The organism is Fictibacillus sp. 26RED30, assembly GCF_015903845.1.
GTDB lineage: Bacteria > Bacillota > Bacilli > Bacillales > Fictibacillaceae > Fictibacillus > Fictibacillus phosphorivorans.
The window spans coordinates 576396-602503 of record NZ_JACZDV010000001.1; the positions used below are offsets into that span (position 1 = coordinate 576396).

Annotated in this window: 21 protein-coding genes and 1 other annotated feature; of the genes, 15 read left to right on the forward strand and 6 right to left on the reverse strand. The window is 39.7% G+C overall.

Going from position 1 to position 26108, the window contains the following annotated elements:
• Nucleotides 1-23: 23 nt before the first annotated feature.
• The 7 genes from IHV11_RS02865 (at nucleotide 24) to murC (ending at nucleotide 8560) form a co-directional block, all read left to right on the forward strand.
• A complete protein-coding gene (locus IHV11_RS02865) occupies nucleotides 24-1076 on the forward strand; it encodes a PTS transporter subunit IIC (RefSeq protein WP_197193640.1) in 1053 nt (350 codons plus the stop codon).
• Complete coding sequence (locus IHV11_RS02870; RefSeq protein ID WP_197193641.1) at nucleotides 1045-1371, forward strand: thioredoxin family protein; 327 nt, start codon at nucleotides 1045-1047, stop codon at nucleotides 1369-1371. Before IHV11_RS02865 ends, IHV11_RS02870 begins: the two co-directional genes overlap by 32 nt.
• A gap of 63 nt (nucleotides 1372-1434) precedes the next feature.
• Complete coding sequence (gene queF, locus IHV11_RS02875; RefSeq protein ID WP_066396893.1) at nucleotides 1435-1860, forward strand: preQ(1) synthase; 426 nt, start codon at nucleotides 1435-1437, stop codon at nucleotides 1858-1860.
• Between the two features lie 72 nt (nucleotides 1861-1932).
• Nucleotides 1933-2748, forward strand: coding sequence for a DUF1444 family protein (locus IHV11_RS02880; RefSeq protein ID WP_197189592.1), 816 nt, complete (start codon nucleotides 1933-1935; stop codon nucleotides 2746-2748).
• Nucleotides 2749-2891: 143 nt separating this feature from the next.
• Complete coding sequence (locus IHV11_RS02885) at nucleotides 2892-5594, forward strand: DNA translocase FtsK (protein WP_197193642.1); 2703 nt, start codon at nucleotides 2892-2894, stop codon at nucleotides 5592-5594.
• A 342-nt stretch (nucleotides 5595-5936) separates the two neighbouring features.
• Entirely contained in the window at nucleotides 5937-7034 is a 1098-nt protein-coding gene (locus tag IHV11_RS02890; protein ID WP_197193643.1) for a nicotinate phosphoribosyltransferase, read from the forward strand.
• A gap of 218 nt (nucleotides 7035-7252) precedes the next feature.
• The gene (gene murC, locus IHV11_RS02895) at nucleotides 7253-8560 is read left to right on the forward strand and encodes a UDP-N-acetylmuramate--L-alanine ligase (RefSeq protein ID WP_197131692.1); all 1308 of its coding nucleotides are present in this window, start codon (nucleotides 7253-7255) and stop codon (nucleotides 8558-8560) included.
• Nucleotides 8561-8772: 212 nt separating this feature from the next.
• Here murC and IHV11_RS02900 read toward each other — a convergent pair whose 3' ends face one another.
• Entirely contained in the window at nucleotides 8773-9885 is a 1113-nt protein-coding gene (locus IHV11_RS02900; protein WP_197193644.1) for an aminopeptidase, read from the reverse strand.
• 177 nt (nucleotides 9886-10062) lie between these two features.
• Here IHV11_RS02900 and IHV11_RS02905 point away from each other — a divergent pair, with 177 nt between their 5' ends.
• The 3 genes from IHV11_RS02905 to ytxJ all read left to right on the forward strand — a co-directional run bounded on the left by IHV11_RS02905 (nucleotide 10063) and on the right by ytxJ (nucleotide 11356).
• A complete protein-coding gene (locus IHV11_RS02905; protein WP_197189589.1) occupies nucleotides 10063-10518 on the forward strand; it encodes a DUF948 domain-containing protein in 456 nt (151 codons plus the stop codon).
• Nucleotides 10519-10935: a YtxH domain-containing protein gene (locus tag IHV11_RS02910; protein WP_191751970.1), complete on the forward strand. Its 417-nt coding sequence runs from the start codon at nucleotides 10519-10521 to the stop codon at nucleotides 10933-10935. It begins immediately after the preceding gene.
• A gap of 82 nt (nucleotides 10936-11017) precedes the next feature.
• Nucleotides 11018-11356: a bacillithiol system redox-active protein YtxJ gene (ytxJ, locus tag IHV11_RS02915; RefSeq protein ID WP_197131683.1), complete on the forward strand. Its 339-nt coding sequence runs from the start codon at nucleotides 11018-11020 to the stop codon at nucleotides 11354-11356.
• Nucleotides 11357-11381: 25 nt separating this feature from the next.
• Here ytxJ and IHV11_RS02920 read toward each other — a convergent pair whose 3' ends face one another.
• Nucleotides 11382-13535, reverse strand: coding sequence for a cell division protein FtsA (locus IHV11_RS02920; protein WP_197193645.1), 2154 nt, complete (start codon nucleotides 13533-13535; stop codon nucleotides 11382-11384).
• A 119-nt stretch (nucleotides 13536-13654) separates the two neighbouring features.
• Here IHV11_RS02920 and IHV11_RS02925 point away from each other — a divergent pair, with 119 nt between their 5' ends.
• From IHV11_RS02925 to IHV11_RS02935, 3 genes are all read left to right on the forward strand, one after another.
• Nucleotides 13655-14743 carry a bifunctional 3-deoxy-7-phosphoheptulonate synthase/chorismate mutase gene (locus IHV11_RS02925; protein WP_197193646.1) on the forward strand — a complete coding sequence of 363 codons (1089 nt, stop codon included), beginning with the start codon at nucleotides 13655-13657 and terminating at the stop codon, nucleotides 14741-14743.
• A gap of 259 nt (nucleotides 14744-15002) precedes the next feature.
• Nucleotides 15003-16004 carry a catabolite control protein A gene (gene ccpA, locus IHV11_RS02930; RefSeq protein ID WP_197131669.1) on the forward strand — a complete coding sequence of 334 codons (1002 nt, stop codon included), beginning with the start codon at nucleotides 15003-15005 and terminating at the stop codon, nucleotides 16002-16004.
• 21 nt (nucleotides 16005-16025) lie between these two features.
• Entirely contained in the window at nucleotides 16026-16727 is a 702-nt protein-coding gene (locus IHV11_RS02935) for a 5'-methylthioadenosine/adenosylhomocysteine nucleosidase (protein WP_197131667.1), read from the forward strand.
• A gap of 269 nt (nucleotides 16728-16996) precedes the next feature.
• Here the strand turns inward: IHV11_RS02935 and IHV11_RS02940 are convergent, their stop codons facing one another.
• The 3 genes from IHV11_RS02940 to IHV11_RS02950 form a co-directional block, all read right to left on the reverse strand.
• Nucleotides 16997-18151 carry an acetoin utilization protein AcuC gene (locus tag IHV11_RS02940; protein ID WP_197193647.1) on the reverse strand — a complete coding sequence of 385 codons (1155 nt, stop codon included), beginning with the start codon at nucleotides 18149-18151 and terminating at the stop codon, nucleotides 16997-16999.
• The gene (locus IHV11_RS02945) at nucleotides 18141-18791 is read right to left on the reverse strand and encodes an acetoin utilization AcuB family protein (protein ID WP_197189585.1); all 651 of its coding nucleotides are present in this window, start codon (nucleotides 18789-18791) and stop codon (nucleotides 18141-18143) included. The genes IHV11_RS02940 and IHV11_RS02945 overlap by 11 nt, the downstream gene beginning before the upstream one ends.
• Before the next feature lie 249 nt (nucleotides 18792-19040).
• Complete coding sequence (locus tag IHV11_RS02950) at nucleotides 19041-19673, reverse strand: GNAT family N-acetyltransferase (RefSeq protein WP_197193648.1); 633 nt, start codon at nucleotides 19671-19673, stop codon at nucleotides 19041-19043.
• 160 nt (nucleotides 19674-19833) lie between these two features.
• Between IHV11_RS02950 and acsA the strand changes: the two genes are divergently transcribed.
• The gene (gene acsA, locus IHV11_RS02955) at nucleotides 19834-21549 is read left to right on the forward strand and encodes an acetate--CoA ligase (RefSeq protein WP_197193649.1); all 1716 of its coding nucleotides are present in this window, start codon (nucleotides 19834-19836) and stop codon (nucleotides 21547-21549) included.
• Nucleotides 21550-21570: 21 nt separating this feature from the next.
• On the opposite strand, the gene IHV11_RS02960 is transcribed toward acsA, so the two are convergent.
• On the reverse strand, nucleotides 21571-24438 hold the full coding sequence (locus IHV11_RS02960; protein ID WP_231620175.1) for a transglycosylase domain-containing protein: 2868 nt from the start codon (nucleotides 24436-24438) through the stop codon (nucleotides 21571-21573).
• A 124-nt stretch (nucleotides 24439-24562) separates the two neighbouring features.
• Nucleotides 24563-24784, forward strand: a binding site (T-box leader).
• Nucleotides 24785-24838: 54 nt separating this feature from the next.
• On the opposite strand from IHV11_RS02960, the gene tyrS reads away from it, so the two are divergent.
• Nucleotides 24839-26098, forward strand: coding sequence for a tyrosine--tRNA ligase (gene tyrS, locus IHV11_RS02965; RefSeq protein ID WP_197131655.1), 1260 nt, complete (start codon nucleotides 24839-24841; stop codon nucleotides 26096-26098).
• Nucleotides 26099-26108: the final 10 nt, after the last annotated feature.

The window sequence follows — 26108 nt, forward strand, 5'->3', positions numbered from 1 at the left end:
AACAGCAAAAGGAGTCATTTCATATGAGGGATTTTTTAAATAAAAAAGGGGTAACTCTATCCCCAAAAACGTATTTTATTACGGGGTTTCAATATTTTGCACTAGGATTGATGGCATCGCTTATCGTAGGACTGATTCTAAAGACGATTGGTGAGCAACTCTCGCTTCCATTTTTCACAGAGATGGGACAGTTAGCGATGACTTTGATGGGTCCAGTGATCGGTACGGCAGTGGCGTACGGATTAAAAGCACCTCCACTCGTTATCTTTTCAGCAGGTATAGCGGGGGCAGCAGGAGCGGATCTAGGGAGTGTTGCGGGTTGTTATGTAGCAGCGTTGATTGCTGTAGAAACAGGAAAGCTAGTGTCTGAAGAAACGAAGTTTGATATTTTAATCACACCTGCAGTTACGATCTTTACAGGTTTTACGATTGCAACATTTATCGGACCAGGAATTGATCAATTCATGAAGGCATTTGGTCAGCTTGTTATGTGGTCAACCGAACAGAGACCGTTGATCATGGGGATATTAGTAGCTCTATTGCTTGGTTTTGCACTAACAGGTCCGATTTCTTCTGCCGCAATTGCGATGATGCTTGGCCTAGAGGGTCTAGCCGCTGGTGCAGCAACAATTGGATGTGCAGCTCAAATGATAGGGTTTGCCACAAGTTCATACCGGGAAAATGGATTTGGAGGCTGGCTTACCCAAGGAATCGGAACATCAAAACTACAGTTTCCGAATGTGGTGAGAAATCCGTATATCTTAATTCCGCCAACAGTTGCAGGTATCCTATTAGCACCCATCGGAACACTTTATTTTCAAATGGAGAATATTCCAGCCGGAGCAGGGATGGGTACAAGTGGCCTCGTAGGGCAAATTATGACGCTCAGGACGATGGGCTTTACCTTTGAAACGTTTCTTGCTATATTTATTTTGCATTTTATAGGACCCATTATCATTAGTTTGATACTTTCAGAATGGTTAAGAAAAAAAGGATATATTAAATTTGGCGATATGAAGCTGAATCAATATGGAGACGATCTAAATGGAAAATATCAAATCGATCGAACAATTTAAAGAAACAATCAAAAAGGACGTTACAATAGCTGTCTTTTCTGCTGATTGGTGTCCGGATTGTGTGGTAATTAAGCCGATCCTACCAGAAATTGAAGAAGAATATTCAAACTATCAATTTGTCTATGTGGATCGTGATGAACTGATCGAACTTTGTCAAGAGCATGATATTTTTGGTATACCGAGCTTTTTAGCATTTAAGGACGGCGAAGAGATCGGACGTTATGTGAATAAAGAGAGAAAAACAAAAGAGCAGATTGTTGCCTTTTTAGAAGAGCTTAACATTCCTTCAAAATAGGTCAAAAGAGTATGTTATAATAACGAAAAATGATATTTTTTTAGGTGAAGGGAAGTTTTTTTAATGGCTAAAGTTGAAGTAAATCACAGTAAATATGAAGGAATTCGTTTTGACATCCAAGATGAGAACGTAATCCTCGTTGATATATTAGAAACAATTCCATATGAGTATGTAGGAAAAGATACAATGGTAACCATTCCTACGACTGAATTTACATCTGTATGTCCTTGGTCAGGTCTTCCGGACTTTGCTGATATCATCATCAGCTACATTCCAAATGAAGATCTAGTAGAAATGAAGTCATTGAAGTATTATCTAACTTCATATCGTAATGTTGGAATCTATCAAGAGCATGCTACAAATCGTATTTTGGAAGATCTAGTGAAGCTGCTTAAACCAAAGTATATAAAAGTAGTAGGAAACTGGAACGCACGTGGCGGACTAGGAACAGAAGTAGTAGTAGAATATAAAGAAGAGAACAGCAAGTAAACGAACAAAAACCTCCATTAGGAGGTTTTTCACGTTACGAGTAACCGTAGTTTAGGAAAGGAGGATTCATATATGAGCAGTTCCATTAAACTAAAGAAAACGTTACAAGAGAGACTAATGAGTCCAACCAGAGAATTTTCATATGATAGAGAAGATGAAACACTGCGAATTACGAATAAGTTAACGGGTAAAGGTGTATCTTTATCTCTCGGAGGTCTCAGTGCGCGCTGGTCGAAAGAAAAAGATGAGCTTATCGATAAACTTGTTTACTACGTAGAAGAAGGATTGAACGCCGCGTCCCATGAAGATGAGAGTTCGAATAGCCTATCACGCATCTTCCCAGTCATTCGTTCTGCTTCCTTTCCTACAGAAACACCAGAAGGAGAAGAACTGTTCTATCAAGAGCATACAGCAGAGACGAGGATTTATTATGCTTTAGACCTAGGCAAAACCTACAAACTTCTAACGAATAATAAGATGAAGGCGTTGGAGGTAGAAAAGTCTCAAATACTTGATGCAGCAAAGTTCAATGTAAAACGATTATCAACAGATTATAAAGAAGACCAAGTTGCGGGAAATACGTTCTTCTTTTTAAACCATAACGATGGTTACGATGCGAGCAGAATCCTGAATGTTCAGTTCTTAGAAGAAATGAAGAAAAACATTACCGGAGAAATGGCAGTTGCCATACCACATCAAGATGTATTGATCGTTGCAGATATCAAAAATAAGCAAGGATACGATGTCTTGGCTCAGATGGCGATGCAATTTTTTATGAACGGACGAGTACCAATCACGGCTTTACCGTTTATGTATGAAAACAAAGAGCTAGAACCTGTCTTTATTTTAGCCAAGAATAGACCAGTAGAAGAAGAAACAACAGATTGATTAATAATAAAAGCCGCTAGATCATCTAGTGGTTTTTATTTCTTATCTTTTTAGACGCATGTGCTATTGATGAATATTTAGACTATTGTTTCTCTTCTATTTTCGCTACAATAAAGAAACAACCAACAGAAATAGGTGAGAAGATGAGTTGGATAAAAAAATTAATGAATACGTTTTTTGACGATGAAAATGAAGATGATTCCTATTATGAGGATGAGAGAAAGCAAAACCAAGAGCCAGTAAAAAAGCAACAAGCAACCGAAAAAAAGGAAAGTACAGAAAAGACGAGGTCAGTTCCTTTTGTAAACAATGGGAGAAAACCGTCTCAATCAAATATACAGCATCCTGCGAAAATGCTGCATAAGTATCCAGAGAATGCGCCATTTCGTTTTCCTGTGATCCCGGATGAAAAAACGGCAAAACCACCTGTACAACGACATACATATCAGCAGAAAGAGACACAACAGTATAAAGCCCCTGTTAGGGAAGAAAAACCATACCGAGATGAGCGCCCTGTACGTGAGCAACGATCTCTTCAAAAAGACAACAGAAGAATTCAAGCCAAATCAACTAATTTTAGCCAGGAACCAAAACGTCAAGCATTCAAAGCATCTAACGTTCCATCGCCTGTTTACGGATATGAGAGAAGAAATAAGAATGATGCAAAGGTAAAGCCTGAACAAAAGGAAACCACTCCTGAAGTGAAATCAAGGTTTACGCCTACAGATGTACCTTCTCCTGTATACGGGTATGGAAAGAGAAAGCCAGAAGGTATCTTGTTCATCGGTAGAGATATACCTGAGAAGGATTCTGTGACAGAAGAACTTTTAAAGACTGTTGAAGAAGTTCTTCCAGCTGCAACAACAGAAGACACGATGGATTCACAAGAGATTCGGCGTGAGATTTCTCAATTTCAAGATTCGAATCAAAGTATGGTTGAACCAGAACAATTACCGGTTGAAGATGAAGTAATAATCTTGGGTCAGGATGTAGCATCTGAAGAAGAACAACAAAATGAGTCGCTTGAAATAGTTATCGAACACCAAGAGCATGTGTCAGAGGAGGTCTTCGAGGTTGCACCTGACACGTTAAATGTGGAGAAACAGGATGAAATGATTGAGCCTGTTGATGAATCAGAACCTGCTGATGAACGTGTGGAGAAACCTGATACACAATATGTTCAAGAGGTAGCCCCAAGTAAGTCAGAGAAGCAAGTACAAGAAGATGTAGTCATTGAACAGACTCCGCCTAAGAAAGAAGCTCCAAAAAGTGGAGGTCAATTCGTTCCATTCAATGTGCTGATGCTAAAAAAAGACAGAAAGTCACTAAGCAGTGTTTCAAATCCAAAAATGCGTCAGTCAGAAAGTAGACAAACAGCAAGAAAAGAAATAAACATTCATCAAAGTGCTGAATCTGTAAAAAATCAGCTGTTTGTTCCAATGTCATTATTGAATAAAGCGAAGATATCACTTGAAGATGATGATCTTTGGTTAAACGAACAAAAGCTTACACTTCAATCAACATTGGATAACTTTAATGTGAACGCAAAAGTAGTTCATATGACAAAAGGCCCTGCCGTAACAAGGTTCGAAGTTCAACCCGCTCCAGGCGTTAAGGTAAACAAGATTACAAATCTTACAGATGATATAAAACTTAGCCTCGCTGCTCGTGATATAAGAATTGAAGCGCCGATCCCAGGAAAGAATGCAATCGGTATAGAAGTTCCCAACCAGCATAGCAGAGCTGTTTATTTACGTGAGATCATTGAAGATGATGTGTTTAAGGATTCAGTTTCTTCCTTAACAGTGGCTCTTGGTTTAGACATTTCAGGAGCACCTGTAGTAACAGATCTCCAAAAGATGCCTCACGGACTTATCGCAGGTGCTACAGGTTCAGGAAAGAGCGTTTGTATCAATTCTATACTTGTGAGCTTGCTGTATAAAGCAAAGCCGGAAGATGTCAGACTGTTACTTGTCGATCCTAAAATGGTCGAACTCGCACCATACAATCATATCCCGCATCTAGTGACTCCTGTTATCACAGATGCAAAAGAAGCTACAGCTGCTTTGAAATGGGCGGTTGAAGAAATGGAACGCCGGTATGAAGAGTTTGCAAAAACAGGTGTACGTGAGATCAAACGTTACAATCAAAAGATGGAAGAAGAGCAGCATTATAAGAACAAGATGCCATATATTGTTGTAGTCATTGATGAATTGGCAGATCTTATGATGGTATCACCGCAAGAAGTTGAAGAAGCAATCTGCCGAATTGCTCAGAAAGCAAGAGCATGTGGAATTCATCTTCTACTCGCAACACAGCGTCCATCCGTAGATGTTATCACTGGGCTGATCAAAGCCAATGTACCAACTCGTACAGCATTTGCCGTTTCGTCTGCGATTGATTCGCGAACCATTCTAGATATGAGTGGTGCGGAACGATTATTAGGGCGAGGCGACATGCTCTTTATGGAAAATGGCTCGAACAAAGCGGTCCGTATTCAAGGTACGTTCGTTTCTGATGAAGAAATTGAAGAAGTAGCGCGTTACGTAAAAGAAGAATATCAAACCGAATATCTTTTTACACGTGAAGAACTGATTCAGCATCAGCAAACTACAGAAGTAGAAGACGAGCTTTTTGAAGAAGCATGTTACTATGTAATCGAAGTAGGTGCAGCATCCTCTTCTAGCTTGCAGCGTAGATTTAGAATTGGTTACAACCGTGCAGCAAGATTAGTAGACATGATGGAAAGCTTCGGCCTCGTCTCTGAAACGATGGGAAGTAAACCAAGACATGTTCTTCTTACACAAGAAGAACTAGAGAATCGTCTATATAGTGGTGTAGAGTAATGAAGTAATCAGAAAGAGCTGATTGTAAGGGACGCCTTACATCAGCTCTTCTTTTGTAAGCAGAGTGGTGAAGTTCACACTTCGGTAGAAAGTAAGAATATCGGCAAGAATAAAGGTATATCGGCAAGAAACCGATTATATCGGCGGGAAATATCTTTTATCAGCAAAATTTCATTTATATCGACAAATTTGACCGATTATTCATTTATTTCAGTTTCTGGTTGCTCTCTAAAAGTCTCTATTAAATGATTTTCTTGAGTTATTGTGCCTTGTTCGCTATTATAGTGTGGGGAATAGTTCCCTTTCTTTTATACCTTGGAATAAGTCATGAGGAGTAATCTAATGAAAGAGATAGAATTAAAGCTGCAAGGTAAGATCAAGCGGCTAACAAATAAAACATTTAAATTTGATGAACGGATCAGAGAAGGCTGGTTCTCTGCTGTTTATTTTCTAAAAACGTGTGAGATTGTAGAATCATTTAAACCAGATAATATCGTAACCATGCAGTTCTTTCAAAAGAGTGATGCTGTTCTGTGCGGTTCGGATGAAGCGATCGCTCTTATTAAAACGTTTGCTAAAGATGTTGATTCTCTAGAGATCCATTCTCTAAAAGATGGAGACAAGATTTCTCCGTTTGAAACGGTGTTAACGATTAAGGGACCTTACCAAAACTTTGGGTTCTTAGAAGGTATGATAGATGGCATACTAGCCAGAAGAACGTCGGTTGCAACGAATGTTTATAATGTTGTAAAAGCTGCTAGCAAATCGGGCGTACAGAAACCGGTCATCTTTATGGGAGACCGAGATGATCATTTTGCACAGCAAGCAGGAGATGGTTATGCATCTTATATTGGCGGCTCAACTGCACAGGCTACACATGCGATGAATGAATGGTGGGGCAAAAAAGGAATGGGCACGATGCCACATGCCCTCATTCAAATTTTCAACGGTGACATAGTGGAAGCTACGAAAGCTTATCATGCAAAATACCCTGAAGACGACCTTATCTCACTCGTTGATTATAACAATGATGTGATAACAGATGCCTTAAAAGTAGCAAGAGTGTTTGGAGAGACTTTAAAAGGGGTAAGGGTTGATACTTCGCGAACGATGGTCGATCAATATTTCTTTAGAAACCCTGATGTGTTAGGTTCGTTTGACCCTAGAGGCGTCAATCCAGAATTGATCTTTGCACTCCGAAAAGCGCTGGATGAAGAAGGCTACCAACATGTCAAAATCGTTGTTAGCGGTGGGTTCAAGAAAGAAAGAATCGAGCAGTTTGAAGAACAAAAAGTACCTGTAGATATTTACGGGGTAGGCAGCAATCTATTAAAGATTAATATTGGATTTACCGGTGATAACGTTATGATGAACGAACAGCATCAAGCAAAAGCTGGAAGAATCTATCGCCATAATCCAAGACTAGAGTTAGTGGAATAACAAGTATCATTATTTTGGAGAAGTTGGGTAAAAATAGATAAAAAGGTCTATTAGACTTTTATCATTTGTCTATCATGGTGATAGGACAACAACTTTGATATAATGGTTCAAGTATTCCGAATCAAGCCTGACTGTGCATAAATAACCGATTCAAACAGCAGGCATATAATAATACAAATAGGCCTTTTAGAAGGTGTTCTTTTTGTGGAGGGCTATACATGACAAAATACCATTTTATTGGAATTAAAGGGACAGGAATGAGCCCGTTGGCACAAATCCTTCATGACACTGGTCATGATGTTCAAGGATCTGATATTGAGCAATATATCTTTACTCAAACAGCACTTGAAGAGAAAAACATACCGGTGTTACCGTTTGACAAGAACAACGTTGAAGAAGGACAAACGATTATCGCGGGTAATGCTTTTGGCGAACAGCATGAAGAGATTCAAGCTGCAAATGAAAAAAATATACCTATTCATAGATATCACCATTTTCTTGGAGAGTATCTATCTAACTTTACATCGATCGCCGTTACGGGATCGCACGGAAAAACGTCAACTACAGGATTACTAGCACATGTTGTAGGTGCAGCAAAACCTACTTCCTATTTGATCGGTGATGGAACAGGTAAAGGCAGCAAAGGCAGCGAATACTTTGTGTTTGAAGCATGTGAATATCGCAGACATTTCTTATCTTATAATCCTGATTATGCGATAATCACAAACATTGATTTTGATCATCCTGATTATTTTTCTGATTTAAAAGATGTGATCAGTGCATTCCAGGCTATGGCGATGCAGGTTAAAAAGGCGATCATCGCATGTGGTGATGATGCAAATCTTCAAGAGATTCATGCACAAGTACCTGTTGTGTTCTATGGTTTTGGTGATCATAATGATTTCCAAGCAAAGAATGTTAATCGTGGTGATGAAGGAACAACATTTGATGTATTTGTTCGCAACACGTTTTATGGGACGTTCCAGATTCCAGGATACGGCACACATAACGTTTTGAACGCCCTTGCAGTCATTGCGATCTGTCATTATGAAACATTACCCATGGATATCATTAAAGAGCAATTAAAGAGCTTCACAGGGGTTAAAAGACGTTTCTCTGAAAAATCAGTAGGTGACCAGATTCTGATCGATGACTACGCTCATCATCCGACTGAGATTAAAGTAACGATTGAAGCAACAAAGTATAAGTATAAAAATCGTGAAGTGGTAGCGATCTTCCAACCACATACATTTACACGAACAAAGACGTTTCTAGATGAATTTGCAGCAGCCTTAAGTGAAGCAGATCACGTTTATCTATGTGATATTTTTGGTTCTGCAAGAGAGAATGCGGGGAATCTTTCGATCGAGAATTTGATAGAAAAAATCCCTAACGCACAATTCATTACAGAAGATAAAGTGGATGTCCTAAAAAAATACAATGACGGTGTTTTATTGTTCATGGGTGCTGGAGATATTCAAAAATTCCAAAGAGCATACGAGGAAACACTGACTGCAAAACCTTAAGAAAAAAAGACTTGCCTGACGGCAAGTCTTTTTTTTGTATTTACTTTTGATTAATTCGTGAAAGTTTATACCTGTGAAGGCTAGTGCTTCATTGATAAGTTGATTGTAGTGCCTAACAGCGCAGAGCGCTAGGAGGTTCACCGCACGCCCCCCCCGGAAAGCGAGCATCTTGGAACGAAAATCAACTACTTACATGAGCTTTTCTACTAGTATTACTTTATATTCTCAGGATTTAATTGCTCTAATTCAGGTAGAACGAAAACACCATCTTTACGGATCAACACATCGTCAAAGAAAATCTCTCCGCCACCGTAATCTGGACGTTGAATCATGACCATATCCCAATGGATGTTTGATTCATTACCGTTATACGCTTCTTCATATGCTTGTCCAGGCGTAAAGTGGAAACTGCCATCAATCTTCTCATCGAAAAGTATATCTTTCATCGGATGCTTGATGAACGGATTTACACCGATCGCAAATTCACCTACATAACGAGAACCTTCATCTGTATCGAAGATCTTGTTAATACGCTCAGAATCGTTAGCTGTTGCTTTTACAATCTTCCCGTTCTCAAACGTTAGCTGTACATTTTCGAATGTAAAACCGTTATATGGTGAAGGCGTGTTATAAGAAATCGTTCCGCTAACAGAATCTTTAACTGGAGCTGTAAACACTTCACCATCTGGAATGTTGTTTTGTCCAGAACATTTAATGGAAGGAATATCTTTGATCGAGAACGATAGATCTGTTCCAGGTCCTGTGATGCGAACTTTATCTGTCTTATCCATGAGGTCTTTTAGTGCAGTCATGGCGTCATCCATTTTTCCATAATCAAGGTTACATACTTCAAAATAGAAATCTTCGAAAGCTTCTGTGCTCATGCTTGCAGATTGTGCCATAGATGCGTTCGGGTAACGAAGCACACACCATTTCGTCTTTTTGATACGAATCTTACGGTGCATTGCAAAGATTGTTTTTTCGTAAAGCGCCATTTTTTCGGAAGGTACATCAGACATTTCGTTGATGTTGTCACCTGAACGTAGACCAATATAAGCATCCATCTGGTTCATAAGATCACCTTCGTGTTTAGCGATCATCTCCATTTGTTCTTCAGTTGCTTGTGTGTATTGAGCGCGCATTACAGAATGGTCTTTTAACAGAACGAATGGAAAACCGCCAGCAGCATATGCTTCTTGAACAAGTGCGTTCACGAGTTCTTTTTGCAGGCCGAAGTTTTCAATCAATACTTTTTCACCTTTTTGCAGGTTTACTGAATATGTAATCAAGTTTTTTGCTAGTTGTTGAATTCTTGGATCTCTCATGTTGAAGAAGCCCCCTATATATTTGATATCTTCTTTATTTTAACTTAATTTAAACAATTTGTAATGTTCTAGAAAAGGATTTTAATGAAGTGGTAAAGAATACTATAAAAAAACACGTTTCCTTTGATAAAAACTCGGGAAAAAGCAATAATATACTTTCAGGAGGTGTCTCGAATAATGGATATCATTATCTCAATCAGTGTAGCATTAGTCGCAGTTGCATTTGTCGTACTCGTTTATTTTTTATCAGGGGCTTTGAAATCATTACAAATTACCCTCAATCATGTCGCGGTAACGCTAGAAAGTCTAGAGAAGCAATTAGATGGCGTAACGCGCGAGACAACCGATTTGTTACATAAAACAAACCAGTTAGCCGAGGATGTTCAAAAGAAATCAGATTCTCTTAACAACGTGTTTTCTGCAGTTCAGGATTTCGGTCAATCCGTTCAAAAGGTGAACCAATCTGTCCGCAAAGTAACAGACCAGATTACGGTTGAAACAGAGCGACAGTCTAAACAAATATCGCAAGCGGTTCAATGGGGAAATGCAGCATTGAATTTATGGGAAAAATACAAACTCAAAAAATCCAATGTTGACACAGCGACAAATCAATATTCCAGAGGAGGAGTATAAATGAGCAACAACAACAATCAAAACATTGATAGCAAAGATTTTATTATCGGTGCTCTTGTTGGTGGCATGTTAGGGGCTGCAGCAGCGCTATTATTAGCGCCTAAAGCAGGGAAGGAATTGCGAAGCGATCTGAATGAACAAGCTGTCTATTTAAAGGATAAAAGTAATGAGATCTCTCATTTGGCTCGTGAAAAATCCTCAAACATTGTTAAGACCGTATCTGAACAATCGAACCAAGTCGCAACAAAGGTTAAAGATCTAACTTCAAATCTTCGCAAAGATATTGATAAGTGGCGTGCGAAAGAAGAAGAAAACGCGTCTGAACTGTATGGTGAGATTACAGATGATATCCAAGATGAAGGTAAGCTGGATTATGATCCTGCTAATGAGCAAGAATTAGTAGAGCAAAAATATTGATAAGTATGGTGTGAATATGAAAAGATAAGAAAAAGAACTTGTTTCTTTTTCTTTTCTTTTTATTATGGAGGTAGAAATCGATATGTCACTCATTCAATTACAAAACGAACAAGATTGGAATTTAGTAAAAGAACAAAGAAACCGCATTATCTTGATGAAAAACAGTACAACATGTCCCGTAAGTCATGAAGCTTTTAAAGAATTCCAAAAGTTTGCAGCTGATAACGAGAATGAAACGTTGTATTATCTGAACGTGCAAGATTCAAGACCACTAAGTAATGCGATTGCTGAGCAAACAGGAGTGAAGCACGAATCTCCTCAAGTTTTAATTTTCGATGGAAATAACGTGGTTTGGCATGATTCACACTGGAATATTACGAATAAGAAGCTTGCACAAGCGAACGAAAAAACAAAAGCGTAGCAGAAATTGCTACGCTTTTTTCTTTTTAAACAAGTACTTCAAATTTTAATAGTAATTGATCACCTGTTTGGATTTCGGTTTGAAAGCCGGCTTTTTCTCCGTTCTTTAACAAAATCAGGCTTTCACCTGGTTTTGGTTGAAGTGTAAGTTCAACTTCTGTAAAAACGTCTTGAAAAATAAACGGTTGTTGATTGGTCTTTTTCATCAAAAGTCTTTCCTGACTATGAAGAACTGAATCGCTACACAGTTTTTCCTCTTCACGGTAGAATGTATAAAGTGGTCTTACAAGAGTCAGTTCTTCTTCATTAAAAATAATCGTACATGACTGATGAAGGTTTAGATCTAGTGCGTTCGTTACATGTTTCAAAGTTACTTGCTCTTCTTCAGAACGTTGATAATCTAAACGATCTCCGTCGTTCCATTCTGTATGAAGGGTAACACTTAGATCGTTTAGATGCACCGTACTCGTGATTGTAGTAGGAAGAGAGAGCGGTTTACCATCTACAAAAAGAGTAAAATCCAAATTCTTTGTTTCGCTACTCCACTTTTTCAGATCAAAAATATCTGAAAGGGTTGAAGGGAAGCGATAATAACAATCATCTCTATCAGATAATAAAGTATTGGCGCATACACGTTGTTCATTTATATAATAATGCGTTTCAAATGTCTCAGCTTCCCCGTTCACCCATAACGTTTTGACAGAGTGATCATCAATTGCGTCTTTTATCGAGATTTCTGCATCCTTGCCGTTATTTCCAGGTTCATAATGGATGGTTGCACCCTCTAAGATTTCATTTGATAGCGTGCAAGGAACACCATTCATCTCAATGGTAGGAGCTGAACCGATCTTTCCTTTAAACATCTTCACCTTCCCATTCACAGAAACCATCAATCCCATTCCAGGTTTACCGTAAAGTTTCGAAAGATCAGCTCCTCCAGCGATCAAGGCATCACCGATCGTAAGTTTTTTTACTTGAAATAAACGTATTGTCTTTCCATTCACAGAGACGGTTACATATTTAACCGGATTTTCTTTAGCCGCAATACCGATACCTACAGGTGTTACGAGTTCAGGGCCATCTTCTTTTAGTGTTGGGATCAATGATTGGATGGCGGTAAGACCACGAATCGCAACTCGCTCGATTGGCAGGGTAAGCTTTTCAGCGACTTTCTCGCGTAATAGAGGTGTTAAACTGCCTCCTCCCACAAGCATGATCGCCTGTGGTGCTTTGCCGTTCAAGCGAAGGACTTCATTTGTAATTCCTACTGCCAAATTGTCGATCGAATAGGCTATCGTTGAAATCACTTCAGATGTGACTTTCTTGGATGGAAATCCTAAGATATCTGTGTATATTATTTCAGATTCTTGCGTTAACGAACGTTTAATCTGCTCAGCTACAGGAAAATCCAACAAAAACTCAGAACTGACTGCTTCCGTAATTTCATCCCCTGCGACCGGTACCATACCATATGCAATAACTGTTCCTTGAGCAGTTATCGCGATATCTGAAGTACCTGCTCCAATGTCAACAAGAGCTACATTTAACTTACGCATAGAAGGCGGAATCAGCACATTGATGGCTGCGATCGGTTCTAACGTTAGAGCTTCCATTTCAAGGCCAGCTTCTTCTAGAGCTTTCATTAAGGAATCTACAACTACTCTCGGTAAAAATGTAGCGATAACTTCTACACTAGCTCTGTTTCCTTGCTGACCGATAAAGCTCCCGATCTCCTGCTCGTCGAGATAATAATGAAGGACAGAATATCCAACGCAATCGTAGAGTAAATTGGAGTTTTCATCTAATAAGCTCGCTAATTGATATTGAGCTTGCTGAACCGCTGCAAGTTCCATATGGATCACTTCTTCATTTGAAGTGATGTCACCTAGTGAGAGATCTTTTTCAGAACGGCCTTTCACGGTCTTAAGAGCTCTTCCTGCTGCAGCAACACAAACTTTAGAAAGCGAACCTACTTCATGTTCGAGCTGATTTTTTATAGTCCTGATCACTTTAGCAACAGCAGGGATATGGTGGATCTGGCCATCAAGCATAGAGCGCTCTTCATGTTCGATCATTTTTTTATGTAAAATTTCATACTTTCCGTTTTCATGCTGCTTTAAAATCATACCGACCACGGAGCGTGTACCGATATCTAATGCGAATAAAAGATTTTTGTCCACGAAGGCACCTCTTTTTGTTACGATAGATGTATAGGTAGTCTTATAAGTGATAGAAAACGTCCTAATTATTAGAAATGTATCATATTTCTTACATTATATAAATACTGAGGTGCTAAGATATGAATCATCTAGAATTAAACACGTTACGAGCAGAACTTGATGATGTGAATAAAGAGTTATTAGCGATAATCAATAAACGTGGTGAGCTTGTTCAGCGGATCGGTAAGATCAAATCAGATCAAGGTATGAAGAAGTACGATCCTGTTAGAGAAAGACATATGTTAAATCTCATTTCAACAGATAATGAGGGGCCATTTGAAACGAGTACTCTTCAGCATCTTTTTAAAGAAATATTTAAAGCAGGTCTAGAATTACAGGAAGTAGATCATAAAAAGGAACTTCTTGTCTCTAGAAAGCAAAGACCTGAAGATACGGTTATCTCTGTTAAGGGGATGGAGATCGGAAACGGAAATCCTATTTTAATTGCTGGGCCGTGCGCTGTAGAGAGTTATGAACAAACAGCTTCTGTAGCAGATGCTGTTACAAAGAATGGGGTAAGACTATTACGAGGAGGAGCATTCAAACCACGAACGTCACCTTACGATTTCCAAGGATTAGGTGTGGAGGGACTTCAGATTCTAAAAAAAGTGGCAGATGAATACAATTGTGCGGTGATCAGTGAGATCGTCCATCCACAAGACCTTGATATGGCGTGTGAGTATTTAGATATCATCCAAATTGGTGCTCGAAACATGCAGAACTATGAGCTGTTGAAAGCAGCAGGGAAGCTCAATAAGCCTGTTCTATTAAAAAGAGGACTGGCAGCAACGTTAGAGGAGTTCATTAATTCGGCGGAGTATATCATGTCGCAAGGAAACGGGCAGATCATCCTTTGTGAAAGAGGGATTCGTACGTATGAACGAGCAACACGAAACACATTAGATATTACAGCCGTACCGATCTTAAAACAAGAAACCCATCTGCCTGTGTTTGTAGATGTCACCCATTCAACAGGAAGAAAAGATTTGCTCCTTCCAGCAGCGAAGGCAGCTTTTGCGATCGGAGCGGATGGCGTGATGGCAGAAGTACATCCTGATCCAGCAGTGGCTTTATCAGATGCTGCACAGCAGATGAACATCGAAGAATTTCAAGTGTTTGTTGAAGAACTTGTTTCCTCACGTTTTCTTAAAATCAATCAAATGGTTTAATAAGTGATCAACATAGGACCGGTGAGCTTAAGGATTTAGCTGCCGGTTTTTTTGTATAGGAATAACTACTCTGAAAAAGCGTATGATTCTGCCTTTTTTCGCCAAAAATAAGTAAAATAGGTTCATTTTATTTTATTCTTTTTTTAATGTATGAATAAATGGTGAAACATGTCTCTATTCATTGCCTACTTTACTACTTTATCGTATGATAATAGCATTACATAGCTGTCGGATATGCAGTATATAAGGAGGATTTTTTTTGAATACAACAATTTATGATGTAGCTCGTGAGGCAGGTGTCTCAATGGCAACGGTTTCTCGTGTTGTTAACGGAAACCCAAACGTCAAGCCATCTACTAGAAAGAAAGTACTTGAAGCGATTGAAAGATTAGGTTATCGCCCGAATGCAGTAGCAAGGGGATTAGCAAGCAAGAAAACAACAACGGTCGGCGTTATCATTCCGGATATCTCTAGCATCTTTTTTGCGGAATTAGCTCGTGGGATTGAAGATATTGCCACCATGTATAAATACAACATTATCCTTTGTAACTCTGATCAGAACAAGGACAAAGAGATCCATCTGTTAAACACTTTACTAGGTAAGCAAGTGGACGGAATTGTATTTATGGGCGGGAAGATCACAGAAGAGCATGTAGAGGAATTCAAGCGTGCGGCAGTTCCAATCGTAATGGCTGCTACTGTTGATATGAACGAAGAAGTTCCATCTGTGAACATCGATTATCAAAATGCTGTTTATGAAGCAGTTTCTCACTTGCTTGAAAAAGGTCATTCTTCTGTTGCGATGGTAACTGGCCCATTAGAAGATCCAATCAACGGTTATTACAAATTTAACGGTTACCGTAAAGCATTAGAAGAGCACGGTAAGAAGGTTGATGAAAGTCAAGTATTCGTTGGTGAATACACATATGATTCTGGAATTGAAGCGATTGAAAGCTTCTTAGACAGTGGAAACAAACCTTCAGCTGTCTTTGTAGGTACGGATGAAATGGCACTAGGTGTGATCCATGGTGCACAAGACCGAGGTTTGAGCGTGCCAGAAGATATTGAAGTGATTGGGTTTGACAACACAAGACTTGCTACGATGGTGCGTCCGACATTATCAACGGTCGTTCAGCCAATGTATGATATCGGAGCTGTAGCGATGCGCTTGTTAACAAAACTTATGAACAAAGAAACAGTTGAAGAACATACGGTAGTATTGCCTCATCGTATTCAATTCAGAGATTCTACAAAACAATAACGAAGTGTTGAGGTGGGCGAAGTGAGGATTGGCATCATCGGTGCGATGGACGAGGAAATCGTTTATATGAAAGAAGCACTGGATATCTATGGGGAGAGCGTTTTTGCTCAAAATAAATTTTATGAAGGTACACATCATAACAAAGAGATCGTTTTATGTAAGTCTGGCGTAGGGAAAGTTAACGCAGCGATTACCACACAGATTCTTATCGATCGCTTTCAAGTTACTCATGTTCTTTTTACAGGAGTAGCAGGTGCACTTGATCCTGAACTGGAAGTAGGAGACATTGTAATCTCATCAAGTGCGATGCAGCACGATATGGATGCATCTGCATTGAGCCCTGACTTTCCAAAAGGAACGATTCCGATGTTCGCGTTTGATTCTGAGTTTAAAGCAGATGCTCAGTTAGTAAAACTTGCAGAAACAGCAGCAGAAAGATTACAAGGACCGAAAGTGAAGATCGGAAAAGTACTGAGCGGTGATCAGTTTATCGCTGATCGGGAACTGGTTGAAGTATATTCTGCTCTTTTCAATGGAACTTGCATTGAAATGGAAGGGTCAGCAGTGGCTCAGGCTTCATTCTTAAATGAAGTACCGTTCGTGATCATCCGTTCGATCTCTGATAAAGCAAACGGTGAAGCGCCAGCTAGCTTTGCTGAATTCACCGCATTAGCTGCACGTCGTTCGTCAGACATGGTCGAAAGCATTATAGAATCATTATAGAATGTGACTTTGGAGAACTGACCCGTCAATGGACGGGTCAGTTTTTTTGGTTGAGGGTCATGAGGTCTTATGGATTTGTCGAAAAGTGGTTAAAAATTTTTATCCGTGAAATTAATTTACATTACCGTGAAATTAATCCTATTTACCGTGGATATATTTTCGATTACCGTGAAATTATGAATGTGTTCATTAGAAAATATGGCTTGAACAGCTGTTTTCCGGCTCAAAAAGTATAAAAAAAGAGGACTAAACGGTATAGTCCTCTTTTTTTATGAACTCTTTTTAATGGAATATAAGCTTTTTTCCAATGTTGCTCTGTTTTTTGATGTGATCTCTTCTTTCCTTGGAATTGGTTTATAGATTCCGGATTCATCTTCCCATGTAGGAGGAAGCGGATACTTCGCCTCGCTCGTCCAACGCTTTAGCCAGTTCTCTGCTATCTGTCCGGAAGGTGCTTGATCGTTCATGACACACCAAAGGTAAGACCAAGCCCTCGGAACGACACGCCAAATATCATAACCGCCACCGCCTGTTGCAATCCAGCGGCCGCCGCAATATTTTTCGGCGACTTTCTTTGCAATCCTTGGAATTTCAGTATACGTTTTCATCGTTACGGACAAATGAGTCAAAGGATCATAATAATGAGCATCAACACCATTTTGGGTAATGATGACGTCCGGTTTAAAAAAATCTGCAACTTCCCACAAACTTCTTTCATAGCACTCTAAGAAGGATTCATCTTCTGTAAAGGCATCAACAGGAACATTAAAGGAGAAACCATACCCTTTGCCAGCTCCTTTTTCATGGATTGATCCTGTTCCAGGAAATAAGTAGCGTCCTGTTTCGTGTATGGAAAGTGTGCAAACATCTGGATCATCATAAAAAGCCCACTGCACACCATCACCATGATGGGCATCCGTATCGACATATAAAACACGTGCATTATATTTTCGTTTCATATATTCGATAGCGATTGAACTGTCATTATAGATACAGAATCCAGAAGCTTTGCCTCTAAAACCGTGATGCAGCCCTCCACTTAGGCTAAGAGCATGCTTGGACTTTCCCTCCATGACATGATCTACAGCTGTAAGAGTAGCACCGACGATCCAGCTGCTGGCTTCATGCATATTTGGAAAAATGGGAGTATCTTCTGTACCAAGTCCATAGTTTAGAGCGATTTCACGGTTAAGCAGTCCTTTTCCAGCCTGCTTTACGGCTTCCACATACCCTGAATCATGAATCATCATGATCTCTTCATCTGTCGCTTGTCTAGGTAAGACAATCTGATCGTCATCCAAACACCCTGAATCTCTTAACAACTCATAAGCAAGTTGTACTCTAAGCTGATTGAAAGGGTGGGTGTCACTGAACTTATATCCTAAAAGATCTGGTGAATAAACAAAAACGGAATCATTTTTCATCGCGTTCACCCGGAACAGGTGGCCACTTCACTTCATAGCCGTTTTCAATCAAGTGTTCGATGACCGGAAGCGGGTTCATCGTACCAACGCGAAATACGATAATCTTTTCTCGCTCATTATGAGACGGATAGACAAGGACAGAGCTGATGTTCAAGTGAAAATCTTTCAACACACTCGCAACCTTAGCCAGTTCACCAGACTCGTTCGGGACGGCTACCTCTAGATGAGACCCCGGTTGATGAGTACCTGTTAATAAGATAAAAGCATGAAGCATCTCTCGTTCAGTTACTAGACCAACTAACTTCGTCTCTTCAAGTACAGGAATACAGCTTACATTATGTTCATAAAAAATCGTGGAAAGTTCTTCTGCGATATCGAAAGGATGAGCTGAAAAGGTAGCTTGTTTCATAATGCTTGAAACAGGCTTCTCAAAATCTTCTGGATGTTCGTTCTGGTGAAAAATAGATGGACTGGCATCCTTCACTTCACGATCTGTAACAAGTCCTAGTAGATCTCCGTTGTTATCAATGACAGGCAAGTTTCGAACATCTTTTTCTAGCATTAGTTGAATGGCTGTACCGATCGTCTCGCTTTCATGAATCGTTACAACATTCTTTTGCATCATATTTTGAACGATCATATGTAACACTCCCATTTGATTTCTCTCTATAAAGTGATATTTTTATTATGCTGTTTTCGTATACACTGTTGCTCATGAAAGTAGTTGATTTCCGCTCCAGGTTACTCGCTTTCCATGGGGCGTGCGGTGAGCCTCCTGCCGTTATACGCTTTAGGAGTCTCCACCTGACCGCTCGTCCCATAGGAGTCGGCAACCTTGCGCTTCAATCAACTGGCATATGAAGTAAAAGAAAAACATCCTAAAAGTTTATTAGTACATAAAACGATTCTTAAAACGCAGCCGGTCAAACTGTTGAATCGTGTCTAAGTCTATTCTTTTTCCGATACGGACCATCAAACAATTGGCTGGGTGCGAACTAATTTCAGGATCATCTGTTGCCATATACTCAAGGTCACCTGCATTCATCATCTTTTCCATGACTTTTCGGTAATCCCAAACGGATAGTTTCGTTCCTTTTAAGTCCCAGTGCCAATAGTATTCTGTTGTGATAATAATATAGTCTTCCATGGCATCATCCATCATGGAAACTTTTAATAGTGTTTTTCCAACTTTAAAGTTTCGATAATCAGGAATGACTTCTATCGCACCTAGTTCTAATAGATTTTCCATGTTTCCTTCTGACCAGCGTTCTAATGGATCAGGATAGACATATGTAACATAACCGACTATGGTATCTTTATTTCTTGCGATAATGATTCTTCCTTCGGCTAGCCTCGCGATTTCGGTAACTGCTTTTTTTTGCTCTTGAGCTGGCCGAAATGCTTTTAGATCTTCATGGAAAGAAAGACCTTCTAACGTATCTGCTGATACAGGTCCTTCGACCGTAATGGTTCCATGACTCGTTTTTAGTGCTACACAGTTGTATGTTTTCGTATGTTTCATTTTTACACCACCTAGGTTGGTTTCCAACTTCTATTATACATCATAAAACCATGTTGTAAGGGTTTACATAACGGTTTTTATAGATAGTTCTAATAAGTTAAAAAATTTAGATAATATGATATAATTAAAGGGATATCCAAAAGGGAAGGGAGATTTGGCAATGAAACTGGAAGCGCTTCCGATTATAAAAGGTGATTTTAATCTACAAGATTATGAGGCTACATACGGAGCATTTGATTGGAAAGACATTGAAAAAGAATTCTCCTGGCACAAGACAGGACGAGTTAATATGGCATATGAAGCTATAGACCGTCATGCAGCATCCCATCGTAAAAACAAAGTAGCACTCTACTTTTCAGATCAAAAAAGAGATGAGAAGTATACGTTTAAAGACATGAAAGAGATGTCTAACAAAGCAGGTAATATGTTACGCCAAATAGGTGTTGAAAAAGGAGATCGCGTCTTCATCTTCATGCCGCGTTCACCTGAACTTTACTTTACGTTCCTTGGAGCAATCAAGCTCGGAGCAATCGTTGGCCCATTGTTTGAAGCATTCATGGAGGGGGCAGTAAGAGATAGACTTGAAGATAGTGAGGCAAAAGTGCTTGTTACCACGCCAGCGCTTTTAGAGCGTGTCCCGGTTGATCAGCTGCCAAAATTGAAAAATGTTATTTTGGTAGGAGAAGATATTAAAGAAGAGGGACCATATGTAAATTATTTTAATCGTATGGAAAAAGCATCGAAGGATCTAGATATTGAATGGGTGGATCGTGAAGATGGATTAATCCTTCACTATACGTCTGGATCGACGGGGAAACCAAAAGGTGTGCTACATGTTCATAATGCGATGCTTCAGCATTTCCAAACTTCAAAATGGGTACTTGATCTAAAAGAAGATGATGTTTACTGGTGTACGGCAGATCCGGGCTGGGTGACAGGAACTTCTTATGGTATATTCGGGCCATGGTTGAACGGTACATCAAGTGTCATTCGCGGGGGGCGTTTTTCACCTGAAGATTGGTATGGAACGATTGAAAATTATGGTGTAACGATCTGGTACAGTGCTCCAACTGCTTTTCGTATGTTGATGGGTGCTGGAGACGAAGTGGTAAAGAAATTTGATATGTCTTCACTTCGACATATTTTAAGTGTAGGTGAACCTCTTAACCCTGAGGTCGTTAGATGGGGAATGAAGGTGTTTAACTTACGGATACATGATAACTGGTGGATGACGGAAACAGGTGGTCAGTTAATCAGCAACTACCCAGCGATGGAAATTAAACCTGGTTCGATGGGTAAACCGTTCCCAGGGATAGAAGCAGCGATCATTGACGACCAAGATAACATCTTACCACCATATCGTATGGGCAATCTTGCTATCAAAAAAGGATGGCCGTCCATGATGCGAGCAATCTGGAACAATCCTGAAAAATATGATTCATATTTCACGCCAGGTGGTTGGTATGTTTCCGGAGATTCTGCTTATATGGATGAAGATGGCTACTTCTGGTTCCAAGGTAGAATTGATGATGTTATCATGACTTCTGGAGAACGAGTCGGGCCGTTTGAAGTGGAAAGTAAACTCGTAGAACACCCTGCTGTGGCGGAAGCCGGTGTTATCGGAAAACCCGATCCTGTTCGAGGCGAGATCATTAAGGCGTTCATCGCCCTTCGTTCTGGCTATGAAGCAAGTGATGAGCTGATTGAGGAAATCCGTAGTTTTGTAAAAGCAGGACTTGCTGCACATGCGGCACCACGTGAAATAGAATTCCGCGATAAGCTTCCGAAGACAAGAAGCGGTAAGATTATGCGTCGTGTTCTTAAAGCGTGGGAGCTTGATCTACCGACAGGTGATCTTTCTACGATGGAAGATTAATAACAATGAAAAACCCTCGAATCAATTCGAGGGTTTTTTCTTATTATTATTTTGTGTTGTGGCTGGTGGCGGATCACCAGTGCCAGGATCTGTAGGTTCAGTTGGTGGCGGCGGTGGATCTTGTGGCTCATCAGGCTTATCTCCATCTCCTTCTGTTGGAGGTGTTGGTGGCTCAGCTGGTGGCTTCTTTTCACCGACCTGAACTTTTGTTTGTGCGGGAGATTCTTTGCCAGCAATATCTACTGCTGTAACATAAACGACTCCGGCAGGTACTTTTGCAGAAGTTTTATCAGCGGTCACAGAACCGATCTTCTTAAATGATGTACCATCTGAAGAGTGATAGATGCGGTAACCAATTACATCATTCTCTCCATGTGACGCCCAAGAAAGCACGCCATCCGACATTTTTGCCCCCGCAACAGCGGAAGGAACTTTACCGTTCTCTTTTAACTCTTTTTCAGGAACAATGTTGTTCAATAGATTCGTTGTATTCGTTAATTTGTTTAGCGCTTCTAATCCAAGTTCGCGTAGGAACTCTTCCTTAATCAAAACACCATCTTTTGTGAACTCTTGTGGTGTTGAAGGAAGTGCTTTATATTTCGCATCGCCTACAAGCACATAACGACCTTTTGTGAGTGTGTCGTCCACTTCATTAGGTGTAAACTTCGCATTAAACAGATCAGTCGTTACGAGTCCAGCACTTCGACAAAGATCAGAAGGCAGTTTACCCGATATCCCACAGATCTCTCGACGTACGATTCCTGAAGGCATTGCGAATTGCTTGTCAGCGTCTACGAGCTGTGGTGAATGTTTATAAGCAGCATTTATAAGTTGTGCCCATATTGTTTGGTTTCTTTGCCCGGTGTTACCCGCTAGGTCAGCTGGAGTATCATAACCAATCCAAACACCGAACGTTACGTTAGGATTTGATGCAACAAACCATGAGTCTTTATCCGCATTTGTTGTTCCTGTTTTACCAGCCCAATCAGATTGGAAAGCTAGTTTGCGAGGAACACCTGATGCCGTTCCAGAAGACAGAACATCTCTCATCATGTCAATTAATAGATAGGATGTTTGTGGACTATATACTGGTTTCGCTTCACTCTTATGTTGGTAGATGACTTCACCATCATTAGATTCAATGCGTTCAATCATATATGCATCAACAAAATTTCCTCCGTTTGCGAAGGTAGAGAAAGCGTTAACGTTTTCTTCAACTGTAATACCTACATCCAAGGCACCCAGAGCCATTGCATTTTGTGTACGATCGCCTTTCGTAAGGCTCGTTACACCCATCTGCATTAGTTTCTCAGTAGCTTTCATATGATCTACACGTTGATAAGATTTAATAGCTGGTATGTTTCTTGATTTTTTTAAAGAATGTCGAACTGATACAAGACCATCGAAATCCATATCATAGTTATTTGGCTTCCATGTTCCTAATGCAATTGGTGTATCAGGAACGATTGAACCTGGTTGAACTTTACCTGTTTCCAATGCGTAAGAATAAGCAAGCAATGGTTTCATCGTTGATCCGTTTTGACGAGGAGCTCTCATCGCATGGTTTGTTTGTTCGCGGTTAAAATCACGTCCTCCGACAAAACTGATGATCTTTCCTGTCTTATTTTCTATCAAAGTTGCACCGACTTCTTCAGGTTCGGGCTTATCAAGTTTAATTCTTTGGCCTTTGCTGTTATACACGTATTGATTAGCAGGACCGAATAAATTATCATTTTTCACTACTTGCTGCATATCATCGTATATTTTTTGATCGATGGTTGTGAAAATTTTAATTCCCTTTTGCCTAACTTGAGTTCGGGCATTATCCTCATACTCTTTTAATTCCTCAGCATTTAAATCGCTGAGTTTTTTTCCATCTTTTTCAGCGTTCAACTTTGTCAGTAAATCCACTGTTCGTCTTTGGATTTCAACAGTCAAGTATGGATATCTCTCATATGAAGATTGCTTTTTAGTTGTTAGATTCTTTTTTATATCATATTTCATTGCTTCATCATATTCTGCTTGTGTAATAGACCCGGCAGATAACATGCGGCTTAGAACAGTTTGCATACGTTTTATGCCGGCAGACATGTCTTTCTTTTGCTCCCCACCTTTATTAAAAGGGGTATAAACGAAAGGGTTCTTTGGTAGTCCAGATAGGTATGCGGATTGAGCTAAATTCAGCTTGGATGCAGGTACTCCAAAAACACCTTCTGCAGCAGCCTGTATACCAGCAACGTTTCTACCTGACGAGTTTCTTCCATAAGGTACGATGTTTAAGTAAGCTTCTAAGATTTCATCTTTCTTGAGTACTTTTTCAAGTCTCATTGCTAATAAAATTTCTTTTGCTTTTCGATCAAAAGATACTTCATTCGTTAGAATTTGATTTTTAATTAGTTGTTGAGTTAGCGTACTTCCACCTGTTACAACAGAAGCACCTGAAAACTCTTGGAACATGGCGCGGAATATTGCTTTTGGCACAACACCCTCATGTTCATAAAAATATTGATCCTCTGTTGATATAACAGCTTTTAAAACATAAGGAGAAACTTCTTTTAAACTGATCTCTTGCCTATCCAAATCAGATTGAAGCTTTCCTAAATATGTTTTGTTAGCGAAATAAGCGGTACTCGTTTCTTCATAGTTGTAGATATCTTCTTTCATAGAAGTGTGAGCTCGCACGGGTTCGTCTTTTACAAGAGAAGCGAAGAAACCAGCTCCTACACCTGCTGCGAAAACACCACCGAGGATAAGTAATACAGTTACGATCAAGAACATGTTCCATGTGACGTTATATGTAATTCGTGCTGTTCGAATAATTCCTTTTTCTTTCAAAAAGTGGACAAATTTCTCCCATTTTTGCTTCAATTCATCAAAACGAGACATCATTTGGTAATCCCTCCCCCTCGTGTATTATAACATAAGGTCGATTTATGATAGAACACCGTTTTTGAAGATGAAGATTGACATGAAATTCAACTATGTGGTAAAAATAAATGAAGATTATTATATGTTGAAAGCGAAGATAGGAATGAGTAGCAGGTGTCTCCCTGTTTCAGAAAGCTGGTGGTTGATGCGAACCAGTGCAAAGGCATGCTGTGAATTACCTCCTGGAGCTGTCTCTGTGAACGTTAAGTAGCAGAGAACGGATAAAACCGTTACGAAATGAAGTGAAAAGCCTTTTTTTGGGCTTTTAATTAGGGTGGTACCGCGAGATAGTCATCACGTCCCTTTCCAACTGGAGAGGGACTTTTTTTATTGTCATTAAACAACGAAAGGAAAGATAGGAATGAATATTCTACAAGATCTAGAATTTAGAGGTCTTCTTAATCAAGTAACAGATCAAGAGGGATTGCAAAAAGAACTTGAAAACGGAATCGTAAAGCTTTATTGCGGATTTGATCCAACTGCAGACAGCCTGCACATTGGAAACCTGTTACCGATCCTTACACTTAAACGATTTCAAGAAGCTGGACATCAGCCTTTTGCGCTAGTTGGCGGTGGAACAGGTTTGATTGGTGATCCAAGTGGTAGACAAACAGAAAGAACATTGAACGAAGCTGAGATTGTTGTTCAATGGACAAATAAAATCAAAAATCAGCTTTCTAGACTTCTTGATTTTGAAAGAGAAAACAATCCTGCTAAGACAGTGAATAACTATGAGTGGTTAAGTCAACTTACGATGATCGAGTTTCTTCGTGACGTTGGAAAGAATTTCTCAGTTAACTACATGCTTGCCAAGGATTCTGTTGACTCTCGATTAGAAGCGGGTATCTCTTTTACCGAGTTCTCATACATGATTTTACAATCGTATGATTTTCTTAACCTCTTCCAAAAAGAAAACGTAAAACTTCAAATAGGTGGAAGTGACCAGTGGGGGAATATTACAGCTGGTATGGAATTGATTCGTCGTTCTGGCGAGGAAGAAAAGGCTTTCGGACTAACGATTCCGTTAATCACAAAAGCGGATGGAACGAAGTTTGGTAAAACAGCATCTGGAACGATCTGGTTAGATGCAGAAAAAACGACTCCATACGAGTTCTACCAGTTCTGGGTAAACGCAGCAGATGCTGATGTAATCAACTGGCTAAAATACTTTACATTCTTATCTAAAGAAGAAATTGTAGCTCTTGAAAAATCCTTAGCTGAAGCGCCAGAAAAACGTGAGGCGCAAAAAGCGTTAGGACGAGAAGTAACAACTTTAGTTCACGGTGAAGCAGCATACAAACAAGCAGTAAAAATCACTGAAGCACTCTTCAGTGGAAATCTGTCTGACTTAACGGCTGCTGAGATCGAACAAGGTTTCAAGGATGTTCCGTCATTTAACGCAACGAATACGGAGGACTTAAACATTGTAGATCTGCTTGTTGATGCGAAGATTTCTCCATCTAAACGGCAAGCAAGAGAAGATGTAACAAACGGAGCTGTATCAATCAACGGTGAAAAGATCCAAGATACAGCATATATGATTGGTGAAAAAGACCGCATTGAAAATAAGTTTGTGATCATCCGTCGCGGAAAGAAAAAATACACGTTGATCAGATATTAAAATGAAGGAT

Bases quoted from the DNA above. Each gene is read 5' to 3' on its own strand.
- IHV11_RS02890 (WP_197193643.1), top strand. From the start codon at position 5,937: ATGAAAGAGATAGAATTAAAGCTGCAAGGTAAGATCAAGCGGCTAACA.
- IHV11_RS02925 (WP_197193646.1), top strand. From the start codon at position 13,655: ATGAATCATCTAGAATTAAACACGTTACGAGCAGAACTTGATGATGTG.
- IHV11_RS02960 (WP_231620175.1), bottom strand. From the start codon at position 24,438: ATGATGTCTCGTTTTGATGAATTGAAGCAAAAATGGGAGAAATTTGTC.
- IHV11_RS02900 (WP_197193644.1), bottom strand. From the start codon at position 9,885: ATGAGAGATCCAAGAATTCAACAACTAGCAAAAAACTTGATTACATAT.
- murC (WP_197131692.1), top strand. From the start codon at position 7,253: ATGACAAAATACCATTTTATTGGAATTAAAGGGACAGGAATGAGCCCG.
- ytxJ (WP_197131683.1), top strand. From the start codon at position 11,018: ATGTCACTCATTCAATTACAAAACGAACAAGATTGGAATTTAGTAAAA.
- IHV11_RS02905 (WP_197189589.1), top strand. From the start codon at position 10,063: ATGGATATCATTATCTCAATCAGTGTAGCATTAGTCGCAGTTGCATTT.
- IHV11_RS02945 (WP_197189585.1), bottom strand. From the start codon at position 18,791: ATGATCGTTCAAAATATGATGCAAAAGAATGTTGTAACGATTCATGAA.
- IHV11_RS02880 (WP_197189592.1), top strand. From the start codon at position 1,933: ATGAGCAGTTCCATTAAACTAAAGAAAACGTTACAAGAGAGACTAATG.
- queF (WP_066396893.1), top strand. From the start codon at position 1,435: ATGGCTAAAGTTGAAGTAAATCACAGTAAATATGAAGGAATTCGTTTT.
- IHV11_RS02870 (WP_197193641.1), top strand. From the start codon at position 1,045: ATGGAAAATATCAAATCGATCGAACAATTTAAAGAAACAATCAAAAAG.
- IHV11_RS02940 (WP_197193647.1), bottom strand. From the start codon at position 18,151: ATGAAAAATGATTCCGTTTTTGTTTATTCACCAGATCTTTTAGGATAT.
- acsA (WP_197193649.1), top strand. From the start codon at position 19,834: ATGAAACTGGAAGCGCTTCCGATTATAAAAGGTGATTTTAATCTACAA.
- IHV11_RS02865 (WP_197193640.1), top strand. From the start codon at position 24: ATGAGGGATTTTTTAAATAAAAAAGGGGTAACTCTATCCCCAAAAACG.
- IHV11_RS02950 (WP_197193648.1), bottom strand. From the start codon at position 19,673: ATGAAACATACGAAAACATACAACTGTGTAGCACTAAAAACGAGTCAT.
- tyrS (WP_197131655.1), top strand. From the start codon at position 24,839: ATGAATATTCTACAAGATCTAGAATTTAGAGGTCTTCTTAATCAAGTA.
- IHV11_RS02910 (WP_191751970.1), top strand. From the start codon at position 10,519: ATGAGCAACAACAACAATCAAAACATTGATAGCAAAGATTTTATTATC.
- IHV11_RS02885 (WP_197193642.1), top strand. From the start codon at position 2,892: ATGAGTTGGATAAAAAAATTAATGAATACGTTTTTTGACGATGAAAAT.